Genomic DNA, 19,016 nt, shown 5'->3' on the forward strand with positions numbered 1-19,016 from the left:
ATATAAAAGGCTATGCCTCTTATACCAACTACTCCTTAAGGGAACCTACCAATACGCCTTTTACAAAATATTTCTGAAGAAATGGATACACACATATGATCGGGGTCGTTATGATAATGACAAAAGTCATTCTCAAAGCTTCCGGAGTGACTCCCCGCAGTTCCAACTGACTCTGGGTCATGTTTTGAATAGCAGATCCGCTATTTCCCGACGTCGCAGTCATCGAGAGGAAAGAAGCTTCGCTAATCATCTTGTTAAGGAACGTAGCTGCAGGCATCAGTTTCTCATTCTGTATGAAAAACTGACCCGTAAACCAGTCATTCCACACTCCCACTCCAACGAACAAGGCAATGGTAGCAAGCACCGGCAGCGAAAGAGGTAGAATGATTTTTGCAAATACCGATAGCTCGCTTGCTCCGTCTATTCGGGCCGACTCCGATAGACCGTCAGGAATCCCATCGAAGAAGGTTTTCATGATGATCGCATTGAAAAAGCTATAAAGGGATGGCAATACGAGTACCCAAAACGTATTTAGAATGTGTAATTGCCGGAACAGGATAAAGGTCGGAATAAGTCCCCCACTGAACAAAGTAGTAAAGAAAAAGAAGAACACAATATACTTTCTTCCGGGCAAGCCTTTCCGCGCAAGCGCATAGGCTAATAATGCAGTCAAAAATACGGATGTAACCGTTACCACCAAGGTCCGTGTTATCGAAATAAAAAATGAATTTAAGATCAAAGGGTTGGTAAAAGCTTTAGCATAGTTTTCAAATGTAAACACTCTAGGGTAAAAATAGATTCCACCCTTCATAGCATCGTAGCCGTCATTGAAAGATAGAGCTAGAAAATAAATAAAAGGATATACCGCTGTAATGCAGAAAATTAGAAGTACCGAGTAGTTAAGTGTCATATAAATTCTATCTGCTGGCGACAGCCTTCTCACACCCATACACACACCTCCTTATGTTCAGCCTGCTTGTTACCATAACGATACATCACTCACACGTCTTGATATATTATTTACAACAACAATTAGAATCAGCGAGATCAAAGACTTGAATAAACCGATTGCCGTGGAATATGCTAATTGCCCCTGTTGGAGGCCTGTTTTTAGAACATAAGTGTCCAAAATCTCCGATACATTTAATGTTGCTGGGGACTGCATCAGCCAGATTTGGTCAAAACCCGCGTTCAGTATTCCGCTGAGGGAGAATATAAGCAATATACCTATCGTTGGAGTAATTGACGGAAGTGTAATTTTAAATAGTTTACTCCATCGACCTGCTCCGTCGATTTCCGCAGCCTCATATAAATGTGGATCAATATTAGCTAAAGCGGCTAAATAAATGATCGAACCCCAGCCTATACCTTTCCAGATGTCTGAAATGATGACCAACGGATAGAATAATTCCGGCTTTCCCATAAAAAAGATAGGATCCAAACCCATTTGGTAACGAATGTCATTGATAAGCCCTACGTTTGGAGACAGTATTTTTTGAAGTAAAGTAACGACAACAACCCAAGAAACGAAGTGCGGTAAATAGGAGATCGTTTGAAATACCCTTTTGATTTTTTCGTGCATGACAGCATTGAGTATTAAGGCAAGAATCAATGGTGCTGGAAATCCGAAAAATAGTTTAAGGGCACTAATGGAAAACGTATTGCGGAGTACATCGTAAAAACTAGAATCATTTAGAAACTGTTCAAAGAATCTAAACCCTGCCCAAGGACTTCCCATAATTCCAAGATTGTACTTGTAATCTTTGAACGCTATTATAATGCCGTACATCGGATAGTAAGCAAAGACCAGAAACCATATTAAAGCCGGAAGTAGAAATAGGTATATGTGTCTGAAATACCATACTTTGGACAACCTCTTATTCTTTTTTACTTGCATCAATCGAGGGATAACAGCCCCTTTTGGCACCATTAACCGAACACCTCCTACATCTTCGTGGATCGATTTTATACAGATTCCGGTATTCCTGTTTCGTCAGGCATATAGCGACTGTCTCCCCCCTCATTACAAGCGCTTTCATTTATATGTTAAATATGCGATTTAAATAAATATATTCAATATGCTGTTAAAAATTATTTTTAATTACCACACCAGGTAAAAAAGGTGACTTTAAGGTCGAAAAAATGTTGATATCATGAAGTGGAGATAACGTTTTTTCCTGTCGTCTCGCCAATCACCAATTCCGGCTCCACTAGGGTTTTGAAGTATTTTCCATGTTGCTCATCTTCACTGTTAATGACCTCAAGCAGCGTGTAAGCCGCGCGGTAGCCCATGTCCCGTTCAAACTGTTTAATATGGGTGAAGGTGCTATATCCTTCAATTATTGAAGTCGGATCGTCAAAACTGATAATGGATATATCCTCAGGCACTTTCAATCCAGCTTGACGCGCAATCTGAAGGATTTTCACTCCGAGACTTCCATTTAGCGTAATATAGGCCGTTGCCATTCGATTTTGGATATAGCGGTACAGCGGATGTGTTTCAGCGTAGTCAAGACTTCCTATTTCAAAATCGGTCACGATATGGGCAGGGTTAATTAGTGATCCCTTTTCCTTGAAGGCATTCATATATCCATCGATCCGCTCTTGAACGGTCACGGTTTGTATGGGCGAATCGGAGCATATGGCGATTTCACGATGCCCCAGTTCCCACAGGTAATTCACTGCCATGTTAATGCCAAGCCTACCGTCTGATGCTATATAATGTGTTTCCACCCCCGGAAGATAGCGGTCGATGAGAACAAACGGAAACCCTGCAAATTTCATGCTTAATATTTCCTCATTGAATAATTCCTCATCAACAGGGAAAATCAGTAAACCTGCCACTCCGATTTTAATGCATGTCTTGATAGCCTCTTTTTCTTTGTCAATGTTTCCTTCCGATAAATAGATAACACAACGGTAGTCGTTCTCATTTAGCGCTTGCTGAATACCTTGTACAAGCCGAATGGTAAAATAGTCATAAATGCTGGGCATAATGAGGCCAATTAACCGCGTCTGCATTTCCCCGATCGTTCTAACGACATGCTTTACTGCACTTTTAGGTGGTGTCGTCGGAATCTCAATTTCAGTATCATTTACAAAAGTTCCCTTTCCGGGCACCCTAGTTATGATTCTCTCATGAACCAAGCCGGACAGAGCATTAACGACAGTAATCTTGCTTACTCCGAAACGCTCCATTAGTTCTTTTTCCGTAGGAATACGGTCTCCGACCTTCAATACTTGTGACGTTATCAAATCGCGTAAATACTCTTGAACCATCTGATACAAAGGTGTTCTTTCCGTTGAGCTCACTCAATCACCACATTTCAATCAGTATATTCAATATATATTACGAAAGAGACCTTTATTTTATTCCATGGACGACAAAAAGTCTCACCTAAAATTAAGGTGAGACTTAAGGAAAATTGATAGCTACCTAATAGTTATTATTGCAACTTGCGGCTTTTGACACCTTCAAAAGTAAGCTTGACCGGCTGGATAGTGCCGTCCTCCCGAAATTCCATTCGGTCTATACTACGTGTTAGCCCACCGCTTTTTTTCCAACCTAATTACACTTACTATACCCACAGTTGCTGCATTGCTTACACCCTTCAATGTTAACTAAAGATGCAGATCCACAAGAAGGACATAAATCAAAGGACTGGATTTCGCCTTTATAGGTAGATTGGGTTGACGCCAAGCCGTTCCCTAAAGCAGCACTCTGGTTGTTAGGCGACTGATACGTATGGAATTCTGCAGCCGAAGCGGCTTGCTCCTCTCCTATCTCCGTATGAATTTCCAGCGATTTTGCCACAGCATCTGCTATGGACTCAACACGGTTCACACCAAATCCGATGGCACCTGTACCGCCTATGCCTTTCAAATGCTTAATAAGCAGCTTCACTTTATTGCCATGATCGCCATAACGAAGAAATAATGAGCAAACGCGTCCCAAAGCCTCAGCCATTGCGAACACATCCGACCCTGCTTTCCCTACATTCAGGAAAATTTCTGCCGGCGTCCCGCCTAGATCATTAATCGTAATATAAGCCATTCCAAACGGTGTGTTAACCTTGTATGTGGCGCCTCTTAGTACTTGCGGACGGCGTTTATACTGCTTGTCATGGACGGGGTCTGCTTGCACTGCTACAGCATTAGGTATCGCTGGTTCTACAAGCCCCTCCTCGAAAGGATTCTCCTGCTCTGCAGCTGGCAATGGTGCAGCAGCACCCTTGTCTTCATACTTTTGCTCAACTTTCTCATCTGTTTTCTCTTCCTTACTTGTGGAAAGCACCTGTACATCGCGGCTTCCATCACGGTATATCGTGACACCTTTGCACCCAAGCTCAAAGGCTAGCTCATACAAGCGGCCTGTTTCTTCCACCGTAAAGTCAGCCGGACAATTCGCCGTTTTGGAGATCGAGCTGTCTACCCAGCGCTGAATAGCAGCCTGCACTCGAATATGATCCTCTGCCGACAAACTCATCGAGGTGACAAAATAGTCCGGCAGCTCTTGCCCAGGATGAGCGTCCTTCCACTCCTGAGCAATAGGCACATACTGTTTATCGTATCCAAGGCGGCTCTGACGATAGTATTCAAAGGCGAAATAAGGCTCAATCCCAGTCGATGTACCGACCATTGTACCTGTACTGCCTGTCGGCGCTTGCGTAATGACCGTAACATTGCGCATTCCTCTAGCCTCTATCGCGTCCCCAATTTCTGGATACTCCTCTATCAAATTTTTCATAAAACCGCTCTGTACATATTTATGTTTGTCAAAAGCTTGGAAAGAGCCTTTCTCCGCAGCAATTTCAGTTGAAGCCAGATAAGATTCCCGTGCCATAAATCCATACAGCTTATCGAGAAATGCAAGCGAATCCGCACTGCCATAGCGAATGCCAAGCTTGATCATCAGCTCTGCGAGACCCATCGTTCCGAGCCCGATCCTGCGCTCCAACTTTTGATTTTTTTCATTTTCTTCGAAATGGTATGGTGTCTTGTCGATAACATTATCCAGAAAACGCACCGACCACTGCGTCACTTTGGCCAGCTCATCCCATGCTACATCATGTTTTTCTTGATCATAAAATTCAGATAAATTCACAGCAGACAAATTACATACGCCCCAGCTTGGCAAGCCCTGCTCGCCGCATGGATTTGTACTAATAATCGGATTGAAATACCAGCTATTCGACATCTGATTATAGTATTCCATGAATACGACGCCAGGCTCAGCCGATTTCCATGCGGATTCTATAATCGTCTGCCAAATCTCGCGCGCACGGACGGTTTTGTAAGTGATAACTCGTTTACCGAGCTTACGCCATTCGTCCAAATCCCCATTCCAAAGCTCGTCATAGTCCTTTTCTTTTGTATCGGGGAAAACAAGCTCCCAATCGAGATCCTCTTTTACCGCACACATGAATGCATTACTGACGCACACCGATAAGTTAGCATTCGTTACTTGCCCCATCTTTTGCTTAACCGTTATAAATTCAAGCACATCGGGATGCCAATCGTTGATCATCAGCATTAAAGCGCCACGGCGGCTACCGCCCTGTTCAATCAAGCCTGTCGTGTAACTGAACAATCCGCCCCAGGATACCGCTCCGCTAGAGGAGCCGTTAACACCAGCAACAATGGCGCGTCTTGGCCTTAGTGAGGATAGATTCATTCCTACACCGCCCCCGCGAGCCATAATTTCCGTCATTTCGGTCAGAGTCGTCATTATGCCTCCGCGGCAATCCTTCGGTGAAGGAATAACATAGCAGTTAAATAAGGTAAGCTCCTCGCTCGCGCCGGCACCGGCAGCGATTCTGCCTCCGGGAACAAGCTTCCAATCATCTAATATATATCTGAACTTTTCCTGCCATTCCTTCTGCTTCTCGTCACCCTCTTCCACGGATGACATCGCATCCGCAAGCCGGTCCCACATTTCCTCAGGTGTCTTCTCTATCGTAAGTGTTAGCTTCTCTACACTGGAATCGACTAGCTCACCATTGCGAAGCCGAACGGTTACATTGTTACCCTCCCGGGCGATAACTTCTCCTACTTCCTTCGCCGGAAACTTCGGATCGTCCTTCGTTAGAACAAGTACAATATCACCGATTTTAGTCTCGGATGTATTCGCGTTTTTCCACGCATATCGATCCAAAAAAATCTTCTCGCTTAATCCCTCAAGACGCTTTCCACTTGTCGTATCCATCATATCCGCCATTTCCTCCTCTTCATCCACTATGCTTTTAAGCATATGTACAACGCGATAGGTCAAAAGCACAACATATTGTGTAACAAAATCATTATACTATACTACATATTGATTCACACGCCCGTTTAAGGCTGAATTTCCCAAGCGCTGTCGCTTACATGCCATCTCTCACTCTTTAGCTTGTCCATACTCTTTTTTAAGCGGCTTCTTATGAATATTGAATGAAAAGGCAATACTAATTAGATCATAACCTTTTACTGAGGAAGGAGCTGCATAAGATGAATTTCAATACAACGCCGCAAGCTGCCTCAGCCGATACAGGTCCTACTATCGTCACACGCAAGCTGCATACGCTCGTTGACTTGCAGTGTGATCGAACCTGGTTTGAGGAACTGCAAAATCGCGTGTCACGAAATGGTCCTTGGGACGATTGGACGTTATATCAACTCGCCATGGAAGCAGAACAAGCCAAAAGAATTGAAAGCTTTGACGAATTGCTGTGCCTGCGTTCCTTGCCCACGTTCGAGCCTATGCCGCATCAAATTAGCACCGCACGAAAGGTCGTACATGAAATGGGCGGCCGTGCTATTCTAGCGGATGAGGTAGGTCTTGGGAAGACGATAGAAGCAGGGCTCATACTTAAGGAATATATCGTTCGCGGACTAGCGAAGAGAATCTTGGTTCTCGTTCCCGCCTCCCTTGTCCTTCAATGGGTAAGAGAGTTGAATCAGAAATTCGGCATTTCTGCTGTCGCTCAGAAGAAAGCGCACACTTGGGGCTATGACGTTGTGGTCGCTTCCATTGACACTGCCAAACGTGAGCCGCATCGAGAGCTTGTCCTTGGTACGGATTATGATCTTATTGTCATTGATGAGGCCCACAAGCTGAAAAATAAAAAGACAACGAACTACCAATTCGCAAATTTATTGCGCAAAAAGTATTGTCTCCTCCTAACGGCTACTCCTATTCAAAATGATCTCGACGAGCTTTATAATCTCATCACCTTGCTCAAGCCCGGCCAGCTTGGCGGACAAAGCGAATTTGCCGCTAATTTTGTTGTTGATAAACGGCTGCCGAAGAATGAGGATCAGCTGCAGGAGGCGCTGTCGTCTGTCATGATTCGCAATCGGCGTGGAGATGGCGGAATTCATTTCACAAAACGCATAGTGAAGAACATTCCGCTCACTCTATCCCCTGAGGAGCAAGCTTTATATGATGGCGTTACCGGTTTCGTGAAGGAACGTTATGAGGAAAGCGGCGGCGACCTATCCAGCATGCTTTCGCTGGTAACGCTTCAACGTGAAGTATGCAGCAGCCGTGATGCCGTTTTCCTTACACTTGTGAATCTCTTCAAGAAAACGGCTGAGGATTCGCCAATGCGGCCAAAAATTTGGGAGCTGGTTGAGGTAATCCGCGGGATCAAAGCGAATACCAAAGCTGAGAAAGCGATGGAGCTCGTCAAAGAAATGAACGAGAAGGTCATTATATTCACCGAATATCGAGCGACTCAGGAATATTTGCTGCAATTTTTCCGAGCGCAAAATATGGCGGCTGTTCCTTACCGAGGCGGTATGAACCGTGGTAAAAAAGACTGGATGATGGATTTATTCCGCGGCCGGGCACAAATACTCATCGCGACTGAAGCTGGCGGCGAAGGTATTAATTTGCAATTTTGCCACCATATGATTAATTTCGATTTGCCATGGAATCCGATGCGTGTCGAGCAGCGAATTGGACGTGTTCATCGACTCGGTCAGACGGAAGATGTGAAAATCTACAATTTATGTACCATCGGTACAATTGAGGAACATATCGTTAATCTGCTTCATGAGAAAATCAATTTATTCGAGCTCGTAATTGGAGAGCTGGATCATATATTGGAAAAGCTGGAGAAGACCGATGGCTCCCTTGAACAAAGACTCGCACGCTTGCTTCTAGAAGCAGGTAACGATACGGAATTGAAACAAAAGATCAATCATTTGGGATCATCGATCAGCCGTATTCGCGATGAAGTCATTTCCAATGAAGATCCGCTTGATGGAGGTCCCGAGCTGGTTGTTAATCTAGATTCCCTTGGACAAAAGGTGGAGATAAGGCCTTGAATGAGAAACAGGTGCATAAATTTGTTAATCGCTATCTAGAGGCTACAGAATGCTCCATTCTGGAAAAGTCGCCTGCCCATTTCACCGTCAAGCTGTCTCCATTTGCGGATCGCGAGCTTACGAATCGACCTTACTATTGGAGCTTTGTCGACCGTGTAGGTGCCGAACCTGAGACCATGACTTTTCTGTTCGTAACAGATAAGCAAAAGTATGATGCCGTAGAAGAAATACCTGTTCCCCCAGAAGCGGACAGCACGGCAACAGATAAGGACAGCGCTGCGAATGCTGCTCTTGGGCGCTCATTAGGCTTCGTACACGGCAGCTTGGCTGCTCCAGCTCGCGTACCTCGCGAGGATTTGTATTTCGGCGCGCGCAAATTGGAGCAAATATTTGATGCTGCCAAAGCGAAGGGCAGTTATGTTTACCTGTTTCAGGAACCGGACAAGCGGAGCCATAATCCATTCAGCTCCACGCCTTATACCGCTTGGCTCGGCGTTAATATGCGGGTAGAATTCGCAAGTGACCGCAAACGGGAAGAAATCCATTGCTTCGGCGTTTCACTTGCAACAGGCCAATGTGTCGAACATTTTCTTGATCGGCTGCTGATGCATAAGCTTACGCCAAGGCTTCCGGCAAATATCCACATCACCAAAAATGGAATCTCATTTAACAAGGCGCTTGGCATTGTGGAGCAAGCATTGGAGCGGAAGCTCCGCAGCTATGATTACAGCTGGGCTGAAGGCGCTACGGAGAGATTGGCGGAGGAGCTTGAACGAATAAGCGAATATTATGAGCTATTAATCAAGAATGCTACGGAAGAATCGAGGCCGGTAATCGAGGAGCAATTCACGCAGCGGCAGTCGGAAATTCGCTGGCAATACGAGCCTCGTGTGACTGCGTCCGCCATTAACTGCGGAATATTCCATCTTGAAGGCATTGAATGACGCCGATTTACGTTATGTGCAGCAATACGTCAAAAAAAGGCGGTCCTCGGGCCGCCGTTGCTGACAGGTTGCAACAGTCTTCTTACAGCTTATCCCTTACAATAGATTTGAGGTGATTAATTATGAGAAAGCAATTCATTAAACTAACCGCGGCCTGCGTTTTTACCGCTCTTCTTCTTTATTCCAGCGGACTTGAGACACGTTCGGCAATTGCCTATGCAGAAGGAAGTGTAGCAACTAATGAGCCGCTTCAGCAGCAAGTGCAGCAATGGGTGGACGAGCTGGCCGTACAACCCGAGTTTGCGAAATGGAAACAAGCTTCCTTCAAAATCTCTCCCGTCGGTCCCGGTACTCATAGTTGGCTAGTGCTGGTAAAGCAGCATAAAGAAACGGTTGGTTATTTAATTGTTAATGCTGTGGAGCAAGGAGGGTATCAGCTTGGTGAATACGGCACCAGCAACCAGCCTATATTCGACGAGCAGACATTAACTCGGTCCATTAAAGGGCTTGAATTACTGAAACCAGCCTCAAAGATTGAAGCGTTATATGTTCATCCTCTGCTCGCTGCTTGGAGGATTACGGAAAGTTCGGCTTCTACTTATTATACGGATGCGGCAACCGGCGAACAGCTTCCTGTGAACCAGAAGGATTGGACAAAAGCCGCCTCCGCTCCCTTATCGGATAGCTCTAAATATCAAATATCAGCTAATGCGAAGCTTCTAAAGCAAGTTTCTTTGCCTTCATTCGACCGTTATGCCAAGCTGCCTTGGCTTTCGAAGGCTCCTTTACAAGTAAACACCAGTTCTTATTCATCTCTATTTGTCAAAATAAACAACAAAGAACAGCTCCGTTATACCGCTGAGCTGTTTGATGCGCAAATGCTTTATGTATGGTCCGTCGTTGGCTATAACAAATGGGATACCGGACAAATTTATGTCGCATTAGAAGCGGGAGATGATGGTGCAAATGATCGTAGATATATCCCGCTTCTTCTTTTGCTGGAGCTGGGGCACTTCTACCGATGACGCTGGGCACGTCCGCGCCACCACAGAACAACACTCATTGGACCCCAACCAAACCAACGCGTCAGCCATGGCTCTCTTAGAGCTTTGACTGACGTTTTTATTTGTTTTCGCTCTTCCCTAGGTGTTTCCATGAAAGCAACAAACTGCTCCGTCACATATTTCACATACTCGTCGCCTTTTGCCATTTCGCCTCACTCCTCCTAAGCCTAAGCTGTTGATGTTATAAGCTTGCCCAGCAACATTCAGAAGTAAACATGCATGAGTTTTCCTCCAAACAGCCACGCTAACCGTATATCAAAATGATCTGGAGGAAGCATCGATATGCGACATAAAATATTACTTGTTTTTGTCTCCTTATGGTTTGCTGTATCAAGCACCACGGCTGCAGCCTCAGCCTGGCCGCTTATTCCTGCAATAACGGATCAAGACTGGGCACTTCCTTCAACGGTTGTCATTATTGACGTGGGACATGGTGGAATTGACGGTGGAACTTCCTCTGGCACGACACTGGAGAAGGATATCAATTTGGCCATCGCCAAAAAGCTATACTTGCTTCTTCGAAGCCAAGGAGTTGCAGCAGTCATGAATCGTACTGGCGATTACGCGTTAAGTGATGAGAATCGTTGGCATATTAGCCGCTCCAGACATCGGAAGGACCTGTCGCAACGAAGACAGCTCACCGAAGAAATCGACAGTGAGCTACTTGTAAGTTTACATGTCAATTGGTCCAAAAAACCTTCACAGCGCGGTCCGCTTGTGCTGCATCAGCAGAGTGGGGAAAGCGCACTGCTCGCCTTTTGCATTCAAGATTCGCTCAATCGTCAACAGAACACGACAGCTATTCCTCGAGAAGGAAAAACATTTTATTTATTAAAACGAGTCCAGCAGCCAGCCGTCATTGTCGAAATGGGCTTTATAAGCAGCGACAGCGACCGTTCCATGCTGACCGATCCTAAAGGCCAGAAAGAGGTCGCTGCTGCCATTGCATCAGGGATTAGGCAATATAAATGGATCACCCGTTAAACCAGGTACTAATTGGGATAGCTTCACGAAATGCACGTTAGTCTGCATAACGGGTATGGACTGCTTGAGTACGGATGCTGTTTTCGTTCCTGCGGGGCCGACATGTCCAATCGTAATGCAGCTAACATGCGTTTCCAAATGCTTGCGCAGCACGCCGATCTGCTTGGATATATGCGAAACGGTGTACACATCATCCAGAAATACATCATTAGAAACAATTGGCACGTTCAGCTCCGCCGCAATCTTGGGAATAACCGTTTTGTACGTTGTACGGCTATCTAAGAAAAACAAGCCTCGCTCCTTGCATACACCAAGGACAATCCTCATAATATGCTCATTTGCGGTTATCTTGGAGCCCATATGATTGTTCATTCCAATGGCATACGGTACATTATCAATCGCGTCCTCGACCCGTTTGCGAATCTCAGCATCGCTCAAATCGGTAGTCAACGCCCCGGGACCGAGCCATTTTTTCAACCCTTTATTCGGCTCCATCGGCATATGTACAATCACATCATGACCAAGCCGATGCGCTTCCTCTGCATCCTTTTTTGTCGTAGGCATAAACGGCATAATAGCAGCAGTAAACTTCACAGGCAGCTTCATCATTTCCTCCGTACCATTCATGCCATTGCCGAAATCGTCAATCACAATCGCAAGCGTCCGCTGCTCCTTCTCATCTGCCGATACAGAACCGTAGCTGCATGCACTACCCATACATAATGCTACAACCAGTAAAACAGCTGTCTTCTTGATCCGGCCCATTCGCTGCGATGATCTTTTTTGACTATTCATCATTATTCACACCTCTCACCTTTTACCTTCAGTGTTTGTGAATAAGATGTAAAATATGCTTGTTTAAACAATTTTCAGCAGGCAACAGGAACAAAGAGAAAAATAAGCAAGATTCACTTGACTATTCAACTTCACACATGATAATATATTTTTTGTTGATATACGATTTGCGGCCGTGGCGGAATTGGCAGACGCGCTAGATTCAGGTTCTAGTGGTGTAACAGCCGTGGAGGTTCGAGTCCTCTCGGCCGCATCCTTATTATGATTAAAGACATAACTAGATGCAATTTATTCTAGTGGTTATTATTAGACTACATATTGTAAATTCAAACCACTTCATTATCATGATCCTAAATTCATGATAATGAAGTGGTTTTTTTGTTGCTTAAATTTGCAATTCAGAATTTTATTGCTGATAGGGTATACAAAACTTTATACATCAACACGATTAAAAAGCACCAAATGGAATTGAACACTTTTAACGCTTATTGTATATACCAAGAAATGCTGCTCCCTGGAGCGCTGAACTAACGTTCGACGTTCGTTGAATATCATTTCAGAGAAATGTTATATGAGTGTTTTGGTCATTATAAAGTCCACTTGTTCTTCGTCACCCATATAAAAAGAGTGGGCTCCGGTTTGAACAAACCCCATTTTCTTATAAAAAACAATAGCATTTTCATTTTTTTCCCATACGCCTAGCCAAATTTTCTTTTTATTAAGTTCTATCGCAATTTTAATAGCTTGATTTAGCAGATATTTACCAAGCCCATGTTTTTGAAATTTGTTTCTTATATAAATCCTCTCGATTTCAAGTGATTCATTCCCCATTCCTTCAGTCTGAGCATCATTGGTATTTACCTTTAAATATCCAGCGACTTCATTATTAAAATAAACAAAAAAGAATTGCGAAGAAATATTGGGTAATTCTTGTTCTAATTGTTTTAAGTTAAATGCTCTTTCCAAGTAGGCTTTCATATTTCCAGGTGAATTTTGATTCTTAAATGTCTCATTAAATGTTTCAACACTAATTTCTTGAAGTAAGCCTAGATCTTCAAACGTGCACTTTTTTATATTTATAGTCATTTTATTTGTCCTCCTTTTATTGAGTCAATAATTTCTTGTGTTCCCTTTTTTACAAATAGGTACCAAACCAAATGAGTGCCGTTTTCAACATTACTGTTACTTTAGCTAACTAACTTCAAGCCCACTGCAGATCCGAGTACCATAGCTATAAACAAAATTCTCAAGATATTTTTTGGTTCCCCATAAAATATCATTCCAAGAATTGCTCCACCGGACGCACCTATACCTGTCCATACTCCATATGCTGTTCCCATCGGGAGGGTTTTCATTGCCAATGACAGGAATAAAAAGCTTAATCCGAATCCTGCAAATAATAAAAGAAATGATGTTACGTTACGGTCTTTGATCATCTTATTTATCATGAGAACTCCGGACATTTCAAATATTCCAGCTAAAATAAGATATACCCAATCCATTAGTTACCTACCTCCCGTTTTTTCTCTTTGCTTAGCATTTTCAGCCCAATAACACCTAATAACAGAATTCCGATGAGCACAATCTTGCCTATTTGAACTGGAGTGCCAAACAAAATGATTTCCGCTAATACTGTACCAGCTGTACCTAAGCCAACAAAAACAGCATAAACAGTACCCACAGGAATTGAACGAGAAGCCAAAATCATCAATGTGAAGCTTACAATAATAGCAATCACTGTAGCTCCCCATTCCAAAATCCCGTTTGCATATTTTAATCCAATGACCCATCCTACCTCGAATAAAGCAGCAATAATTACCGACAACCATGTTTTGTTCATTTCTTTTCACACTCCCCTTTAAAATTACGCAAAACCTAGTATTTCCAAATGCAGCAAAAATAAAAAAAAAAGCCTGGGAAACAAACTGTCGTTAACAGTTTATCTCCCGGGCTTTTATCCCTCCGTGACACAACCTATCAGTTGTGATTATCTCTTGGACCAGCCGATTTAGATCGCGGAACCCTAGATAACATTCCATTCAAATTATACACAACTCTTTTTATTTATCAACCTTTTAATTGATTCCAACAAAAGCCAATTATCACTTAATCTGCGGAAAAAATTAACTATCATATTGTTAAACATTCAGTATAGCTACCATACTAAATGCAACTGCGGTTAGTCTTTTACGCTACCTCACTACAAAATAATCATATAAAAAACCACACTAACCACGATCATCACAAGTCCAAATATCAACAAAGCTTTTCCGATCGATTGTTTCTCCGGATCATCATTTAATGCAAATATACCCCCTACAATTAAGCCCACAATTGGAATAAAGAATGTTACTATAAAAAGTAGGACTGTTGCACATCCAAAATTTCCGCTGCTCGCATATCCATCTGATGGCAAGTAAGAGCTGCCGCTTGTTTTCTTGGTATATACTGTCCCACAATATTTACACTTGGAATCATTCGCACCTAATTTCTCATTACAATGGGAACAAATCCGTTCCCTATCGATTGCCTTAAATGTTTTTAAAGAATTCGGTGTTCCAACTACTTCGGAGTCTTTAAGCGATCCACTGCATTGAATACATAGGAAAGCGCTCTCGCTGTTGCTTTCACCGCAATTGCTGCATATTTTTGAAGCCATATTTAGAATAGCCTCCTTATCCGTATTTAAGTTCATTTCATCATATCATGTAAAATAAAATCGATATGTCGAAATATGTCAGATGATAATAATAGCTCTATTCATTTGTAAGATAATTCCGTATAATGCATGATCATAACTATATCTCTTAAGGTGAGGTCTCCATGAAAAACAGCCATGCAACGAAGGTAAGCCTAATCTATTTTTTATTCTTTTATGTATTTATTTATGCTGGAAATGCTGTGTACGGCACATTCCTCCCGCTTTATTTTCAGGATATCGGTTTTTCCGCTTTACAGATCGGTACGCTGCTCAGCTTTGGTCCATTCGTAGCCATACTGGCTCAACCTCTCTGGGGCGCACTTGGAGATCGGGCTAGAACAAAAAACTTTATTCTGCTTATTTTGTTGGCAGGCTGCGGGATTTCGATGATTTTATACCCCTTGTCCAACCATTTTACTTATTTATTAATCATGATTTGTATTTTTACTTTTTTCCAGACTTCGATCTTCGCCATCAGTGACACGATAACTCTTGAAGTGCTGGATAAGCGTAAAATGGGCAGCTTTGGGCATATCCGTATGGGAGGAACGATCGGGTTTGCTATTATGTCGCTTGTGTTCGGAATTATTTCCAAGAACCATATCGGCTCCTTATTCGCTGTATATTCTAGTATTATCGTGGTCTGTTTTCTGCTCGTTCTAAAATTCCCTTCTGTGGAAGGGCACCAATCCCAAGGTCGGAAAATGTCGATCTTAGTGCTCTTTCGCAATCGGATGCTAATGGTCTATTTCGGAATCAATTTCATATTGCAGATCACTTTAGGGTACTATTACGCGTTCTTCCCTATGTACTTCAGAGAACTCGGAGGAGATAATGTCCTTCTTGGTTGGTCGATGGTTATTTCGTCATTAAGCGAAGTTCCTTTTTTGCTGTTTGCCGATAAAATCTTTAAACGAGTGCGTATTCCGTATATTTTATTAGGTGCTGCATGCTTTACAGCTCTGCGGTGGTATCTTTTCTCCGTCATCGAGACGCCAATTTGGGCGCTGCCGGTTCAAGCCTTGCATGGTCTCATTTTCATTGTTCTTACCGTTACAATGGCGACTTATATTAATAAGGAAGTGCCTAAGGAATTGAAAGCGAGCGGTCAAACGTTCAACGGTCTAATGAATCTCGGTGTTGCCCGCATCATCGGGAGCTTAGCCGGCGGTATCGCAACAACCAGCTTCGGGCTTCGCCGTGTATTTATGTACAATTCAATCATCGCACTCGTATGTGTAGCTGTTTTCGCTATGTTCTTCTGGAGAATGCGCAATCGTGAATCATCTGCTGCCAAACAGGCAAACTAGTAGTAAAAGGAGAGAATGATTGCAATGAAGGATAAAACAAAAGGTCTTATTATCGGCTTGGTGATTGGAGCTGCGTTTGCCGGAACAACTGTTTATGCTGATTATAGTATGAAAATAACTTCCACCTTCAAAGAAATGAATATATTTGTAGATGGGATACGGAAATCAACGCAAGAAGTTATCATTTACAATGGTGTGACCTATGCGCCTATTCGAGCACTCTCCACTGCACTAGATAAACCATTAAACGCTGATTTCACTCGGAGCGATCTATATATCGGCAAGGCACCTGCAATCAAAGGCATTACTTCGGATCAAGCGATCCAACTCGTAAAGAAGCAATATAAGGTACCTTCCAGCTATAAAATAAACCTGGATCACCTTGATGAGGATGGCAACTATGTCATTCAAGTTTTTGAGATTGTTATTGATAATACCAAAACCGGCGAAGGGCATACCGCGACCTTCGGATGGTATACCGTTGATAAGTACTCAGGAAAAATAAAATCCATGTTTTAGTCCTGCTCTGCTCATCTTATTTTTTCTTCTTGTAATTGATGAAATTCAATACTGCAGTTATGACAAAAAGAGCGCCTACTATAAAAAATCCGTATTTGGCATTATGATTGTCAGACAAGAGTCCGGCAAGTAGAAAACAAGCAGCTGTTATTACATTTAATATCGTAACCATAAGAAAGTTTTTTCTCTTCATTTGTGCTGCACCGTCTTCTCTTTATTTTTTTATTTAAACCAACATGCCCTTTTTAATTAATTGCTTGATTCTCAGATGTCTATACACAAAAAACAAATAGACCCCGAAATAAGTCGGTATCGTAAAAAGACCATTGTGAAAATATAATTCATCTCGAAAGATTGTGGTCTGCTCTTCCGTTTCCGTATGCACCTGCATCGTATGTTTCCAGCATTTGATCATCCGTCCTGATTCATCGGTGCATATTATTTTTGCTGCTTCATCAGTCTTTATTAAATGAAATGGAATGCTCACCAAGCGGTATAAAGCCAAACAAAAACATATTCAATTTGTAGGTTTCGCCTTCACTCCAATGTGTTGGAAATGCGGTGTGGCCTGCATATTTGAATCTCATTAATGGGGATGACACTTTCTGAAAAGTGGAGGTGCTGCTCAAATTGGACCATAGAAGGTTCGGAGAGATTTTCATGGCAGACCGCATGCTTATAATCATGGTTTATCTCCCTGCTCAAATATCTTTTCTCATATCATACCAATAAATGAGAGAAAACGCCTTATAGAATATGCGAAATTCTGAACTCCTTAGAGTAAAAGTGTTGCGGAGGATATACGTGGAGAAAAGGGAAAACGACTAAATGGAAAAGATGCAGCTAATTCCGAGTGTTGAAGCATTTAGAGACCCTTTAGCTGTATAAGCTCACGTTAATTCTACCTAAAATCTATAGTTTAACAAAAAAACGTCGAATTAGTTGTAGCAAATACAGTTAAACGTAAATAGTTGGAGTATATCGAAGAAATAGATGTAGCTTTTGCAGTTACTTGATCCGGGAGGAACTCATTTGATACGAAAGTTGGAAATTCTACAATTAGCGAGGGGTTAAGGGACGGCTATCCTGTATATTTGCAGGGTAACCGTCCTTTTTAAAAACGATAAAGGATTGTGAAGAATTAATCGGATCGGTTGGGATGAACACTTACACATACACATATCTAATATGAAAAGACCAATTTACTCTTTAAATCCCTTTACAACAATCCTTGCTTCTCAAGAAGCGCCGCCGTTTCAAGAAGAATGACACCGCTAAGCTGTGTGCTAAGCTCAACATCTTCTGTCGGAGCTTCGTCCCAGCTCTTCCCGAACAAAGCCTCATCAGGGTTTGAAATACTGCTCCACAAGGTCGAGGAATTGGATGCCAGAATACCAGCCACTTCCCGTCCGTCGTTCAGCGCTTGAGCCAGTTCGCCCGCGTAGCGGACAAAAATCCCTTTGAACAGCCCGGCATCCCCACCGCCTTCTGCAGGCATAAGTCCGCTTTCGTTCATCGCCAGCTCCTTGATTGCCGCATGCCAAGTTCGCTTCGCATCTTCTAAATACCCTTTATCGCCTGTAATTCCATATAGCTCAACTGCAGCGCCGATAAATACACCTTGGCAATAGGTGAATTTCCAGTCCTTGTCGATCACCCCGTCGCCTAGACGGTTGAGGCCATCCCATACGAAGCCCGTTTCCGGGTCAACTAGCATTTCCTTCTGCCAGTCATAGATTTTGATCGCCCATTCCAAATCGTCCTTCCTGCCGAACGCTTTATAGAACCGTGCCGCTAGAATGGAAGCAGGGGCGTTCGCTGGTGTATTCTTATAATCCAGCTGGGTTTTCTGCCATGCAATCCCGCCGCCCATCACTTCATTCCAGCCTGTCTTAATATCTTCCCAAAGCGTCTCAGCTGTCTGCTTATAAGTCTCGTCCTCATCAATCTCGTAAGCGCGAAGCCAGCCGATTGCCATCCATTCCATATCGTCATAAAGGTTATTCGGCCATTCTCCGCCATTACGCGTGAGGATACCCTGGTGAAGCATGGACAGCCTCTGTTTAAAGAAGGAGTCACCCGTACGATTCCAGCCGTCTACAAGCGTTTCAACGGCGTGAGCCATCCACCAATAGTGAAAAATCGTGTTGCACGAGCCGCCTGGGCAAGGCGTGAGTATATCATACATACGGATACTCGAATTCCAGAAACGATTATCCAGCGTTCGCTGCGCCTGCTCAGCTTTCGCATTCCATGTCATTGTTTTGATAATGCTCTCCATTGTCACCATCCTCATTTGATTATAATCATTCACAAATAATATACTATATTTTGTATATCAACATGTCAATATATCATCTACAAAATCACGAATTCTTTTGCAACAAAA

At 43.1% G+C, this 19,016-nt stretch carries 18 protein-coding genes, 1 tRNA gene and 1 riboswitch; of the genes, 7 read left to right on the top strand and 12 right to left on the bottom strand.

Going from position 1 to position 19,016, the window contains the following annotated elements:
* Positions 1 to 28: 28 nt before the first annotated feature.
* The 4 genes from CEF13_RS18800 to CEF13_RS18815 form a co-directional block, all read right to left on the bottom strand.
* Positions 29 to 949, bottom strand: coding sequence for a carbohydrate ABC transporter permease (locus CEF13_RS18800; protein WP_102712903.1), 921 nt, complete (start codon positions 947 to 949; stop codon positions 29 to 31).
* A 30-nt stretch (positions 950 to 979) separates the two neighbouring features.
* Positions 980 to 1,930, bottom strand: a complete 951-nt coding sequence (locus CEF13_RS18805) for an ABC transporter permease (protein WP_102712905.1) — start codon at positions 1,928 to 1,930, stop codon at positions 980 to 982.
* A gap of 221 nt (positions 1,931 to 2,151) precedes the next feature.
* A complete protein-coding gene (locus CEF13_RS18810) occupies positions 2,152 to 3,312 on the bottom strand; it encodes a GntR family transcriptional regulator (RefSeq protein WP_102712908.1) in 1,161 nt (386 codons plus the stop codon).
* Positions 3,313 to 3,565: 253 nt separating this feature from the next.
* On the bottom strand, positions 3,566 to 6,205 hold the full coding sequence (locus tag CEF13_RS18815) for an adenosylcobalamin-dependent ribonucleoside-diphosphate reductase (protein WP_102716445.1): 2,640 nt from the start codon (positions 6,203 to 6,205) through the stop codon (positions 3,566 to 3,568).
* 281 nt (positions 6,206 to 6,486) lie between these two features.
* Between CEF13_RS18815 and CEF13_RS18820 the strand changes: the two genes are divergently transcribed.
* From CEF13_RS18820 to CEF13_RS18830, 3 genes are all read left to right on the top strand, one after another.
* The gene (locus CEF13_RS18820; RefSeq protein WP_102712910.1) at positions 6,487 to 8,310 is read left to right on the top strand and encodes a DEAD/DEAH box helicase; all 1,824 of its coding nucleotides are present in this window, start codon (positions 6,487 to 6,489) and stop codon (positions 8,308 to 8,310) included.
* Positions 8,307 to 9,254 (top strand): YqhG family protein, encoded by a 948-nt coding sequence (locus CEF13_RS18825; RefSeq protein WP_102712912.1) that lies wholly within the window; start codon positions 8,307 to 8,309, stop codon positions 9,252 to 9,254. The genes CEF13_RS18820 and CEF13_RS18825 overlap by 4 nt, the downstream gene beginning before the upstream one ends.
* Positions 9,255 to 9,376: 122 nt before the next feature.
* The gene (locus tag CEF13_RS18830; protein WP_102712914.1) at positions 9,377 to 10,279 is read left to right on the top strand and encodes a hypothetical protein; all 903 of its coding nucleotides are present in this window, start codon (positions 9,377 to 9,379) and stop codon (positions 10,277 to 10,279) included.
* Here the strand turns inward: CEF13_RS18830 and CEF13_RS18835 are convergent.
* Positions 10,270 to 10,464 carry a YqzE family protein gene (locus CEF13_RS18835; RefSeq protein WP_102712916.1) on the bottom strand — a complete coding sequence of 65 codons (195 nt, stop codon included), beginning with the start codon at positions 10,462 to 10,464 and terminating at the stop codon, positions 10,270 to 10,272. The genes CEF13_RS18830 and CEF13_RS18835 overlap by 10 nt on opposite strands.
* A 136-nt stretch (positions 10,465 to 10,600) precedes the next feature.
* Between CEF13_RS18835 and CEF13_RS18840 the strand changes: the two genes are divergently transcribed.
* Positions 10,601 to 11,302 carry an N-acetylmuramoyl-L-alanine amidase family protein gene (locus CEF13_RS18840; RefSeq protein WP_102712918.1) on the top strand — a complete coding sequence of 234 codons (702 nt, stop codon included), beginning with the start codon at positions 10,601 to 10,603 and terminating at the stop codon, positions 11,300 to 11,302.
* Here CEF13_RS18840 and CEF13_RS18845 read toward each other — a convergent pair.
* Complete coding sequence (locus CEF13_RS18845; protein ID WP_424991945.1) at positions 11,267 to 12,097, bottom strand: divergent polysaccharide deacetylase family protein; 831 nt, start codon at positions 12,095 to 12,097, stop codon at positions 11,267 to 11,269. The genes CEF13_RS18840 and CEF13_RS18845 overlap by 36 nt on opposite strands.
* Before the next feature lie 169 nt (positions 12,098 to 12,266).
* Here CEF13_RS18845 and CEF13_RS18850 point away from each other — a divergent pair.
* Positions 12,267 to 12,350, top strand: a tRNA-Leu gene (locus CEF13_RS18850).
* A gap of 314 nt (positions 12,351 to 12,664) precedes the next feature.
* On the opposite strand, the gene paiA is transcribed toward CEF13_RS18850, so the two are convergent.
* The 4 genes from paiA to CEF13_RS18870 form a co-directional block, all read right to left on the bottom strand.
* Positions 12,665 to 13,183 carry a spermidine/spermine N(1)-acetyltransferase gene (gene paiA / locus CEF13_RS18855; protein WP_102712922.1) on the bottom strand — a complete coding sequence of 173 codons (519 nt, stop codon included), beginning with the start codon at positions 13,181 to 13,183 and terminating at the stop codon, positions 12,665 to 12,667.
* Between the two features lie 101 nt (positions 13,184 to 13,284).
* Positions 13,285 to 13,599, bottom strand: coding sequence for a DMT family transporter (locus CEF13_RS18860; RefSeq protein WP_102712924.1), 315 nt, complete (start codon positions 13,597 to 13,599; stop codon positions 13,285 to 13,287).
* Positions 13,599 to 13,937 (bottom strand): DMT family transporter, encoded by a 339-nt coding sequence (locus tag CEF13_RS18865; protein ID WP_102712926.1) that lies wholly within the window; start codon positions 13,935 to 13,937, stop codon positions 13,599 to 13,601. The genes CEF13_RS18860 and CEF13_RS18865 overlap by 1 nt, the downstream gene beginning before the upstream one ends.
* A gap of 101 nt (positions 13,938 to 14,038) precedes the next feature.
* A riboswitch (guanidine-I (ykkC/yxkD leader) is annotated at positions 14,039 to 14,135 on the bottom strand.
* 162 nt (positions 14,136 to 14,297) lie between these two features.
* On the bottom strand, positions 14,298 to 14,756 hold the full coding sequence (locus CEF13_RS18870) for a zinc ribbon domain-containing protein (RefSeq protein ID WP_166742690.1): 459 nt from the start codon (positions 14,754 to 14,756) through the stop codon (positions 14,298 to 14,300).
* A gap of 164 nt (positions 14,757 to 14,920) precedes the next feature.
* Between CEF13_RS18870 and CEF13_RS18875 the strand changes: the two genes are divergently transcribed.
* Positions 14,921 to 16,108: an MFS transporter gene (locus CEF13_RS18875; RefSeq protein WP_102712930.1), complete on the top strand. Its 1,188-nt coding sequence runs from the start codon at positions 14,921 to 14,923 to the stop codon at positions 16,106 to 16,108.
* Positions 16,109 to 16,132: 24 nt separating this feature from the next.
* Complete coding sequence (locus CEF13_RS18880) at positions 16,133 to 16,627, top strand: hypothetical protein (protein WP_102712932.1); 495 nt, start codon at positions 16,133 to 16,135, stop codon at positions 16,625 to 16,627.
* A gap of 455 nt (positions 16,628 to 17,082) precedes the next feature.
* On the opposite strand, the gene CEF13_RS28570 is transcribed toward CEF13_RS18880, so the two are convergent.
* Positions 17,083 to 17,313: a hypothetical protein gene (locus CEF13_RS28570; protein ID WP_146022736.1), complete on the bottom strand. Its 231-nt coding sequence runs from the start codon at positions 17,311 to 17,313 to the stop codon at positions 17,083 to 17,085.
* A 533-nt stretch (positions 17,314 to 17,846) separates the two neighbouring features.
* Positions 17,847 to 18,908 (bottom strand): glycoside hydrolase family 76 protein, encoded by a 1,062-nt coding sequence (locus tag CEF13_RS18890; protein ID WP_243864293.1) that lies wholly within the window; start codon positions 18,906 to 18,908, stop codon positions 17,847 to 17,849.
* Positions 18,909 to 19,016 lie beyond the last annotated feature (108 nt).

The sequence above is a fragment of the Paenibacillus castaneae genome (assembly GCF_002884445.1).
GTDB classification, from domain to species: domain Bacteria; phylum Bacillota; class Bacilli; order Paenibacillales; family Paenibacillaceae; genus Pristimantibacillus; species Pristimantibacillus castaneae.

Excerpts from the sequence above, each read along its gene's own strand:
- CEF13_RS18835 (WP_102712916.1), bottom strand. The coding sequence starts at position 10,464 with ATGGCAAAAGGCGACGAGTATGTGAAATATGTGACGGAGCAGTTTGTT.
- paiA (WP_102712922.1), bottom strand. The coding sequence starts at position 13,183 with ATGACTATAAATATAAAAAAGTGCACGTTTGAAGATCTAGGCTTACTT.
- CEF13_RS18830 (WP_102712914.1), top strand. The coding sequence starts at position 9,377 with ATGAGAAAGCAATTCATTAAACTAACCGCGGCCTGCGTTTTTACCGCT.
- CEF13_RS18860 (WP_102712924.1), bottom strand. The coding sequence starts at position 13,599 with ATGGATTGGGTATATCTTATTTTAGCTGGAATATTTGAAATGTCCGGA.
- CEF13_RS18800 (WP_102712903.1), bottom strand. The coding sequence starts at position 949 with ATGGGTGTGAGAAGGCTGTCGCCAGCAGATAGAATTTATATGACACTT.
- CEF13_RS18840 (WP_102712918.1), top strand. The coding sequence starts at position 10,601 with ATGCGACATAAAATATTACTTGTTTTTGTCTCCTTATGGTTTGCTGTA.
- CEF13_RS18805 (WP_102712905.1), bottom strand. The coding sequence starts at position 1,930 with ATGGTGCCAAAAGGGGCTGTTATCCCTCGATTGATGCAAGTAAAAAAG.
- CEF13_RS18890 (WP_243864293.1), bottom strand. The coding sequence starts at position 18,908 with ATGGAGAGCATTATCAAAACAATGACATGGAATGCGAAAGCTGAGCAG.
- CEF13_RS18820 (WP_102712910.1), top strand. The coding sequence starts at position 6,487 with ATGAATTTCAATACAACGCCGCAAGCTGCCTCAGCCGATACAGGTCCT.
- CEF13_RS18845 (WP_424991945.1), bottom strand. The coding sequence starts at position 12,097 with ATGAATAGTCAAAAAAGATCATCGCAGCGAATGGGCCGGATCAAGAAG.
- CEF13_RS18880 (WP_102712932.1), top strand. The coding sequence starts at position 16,133 with ATGAAGGATAAAACAAAAGGTCTTATTATCGGCTTGGTGATTGGAGCT.
- CEF13_RS18875 (WP_102712930.1), top strand. The coding sequence starts at position 14,921 with ATGAAAAACAGCCATGCAACGAAGGTAAGCCTAATCTATTTTTTATTC.
- CEF13_RS18865 (WP_102712926.1), bottom strand. The coding sequence starts at position 13,937 with ATGAACAAAACATGGTTGTCGGTAATTATTGCTGCTTTATTCGAGGTA.
- CEF13_RS18870 (WP_166742690.1), bottom strand. The coding sequence starts at position 14,756 with ATGGCTTCAAAAATATGCAGCAATTGCGGTGAAAGCAACAGCGAGAGC.
- CEF13_RS18815 (WP_102716445.1), bottom strand. The coding sequence starts at position 6,205 with ATGGATACGACAAGTGGAAAGCGTCTTGAGGGATTAAGCGAGAAGATT.
- CEF13_RS28570 (WP_146022736.1), bottom strand. The coding sequence starts at position 17,313 with ATGATTATAAGCATGCGGTCTGCCATGAAAATCTCTCCGAACCTTCTA.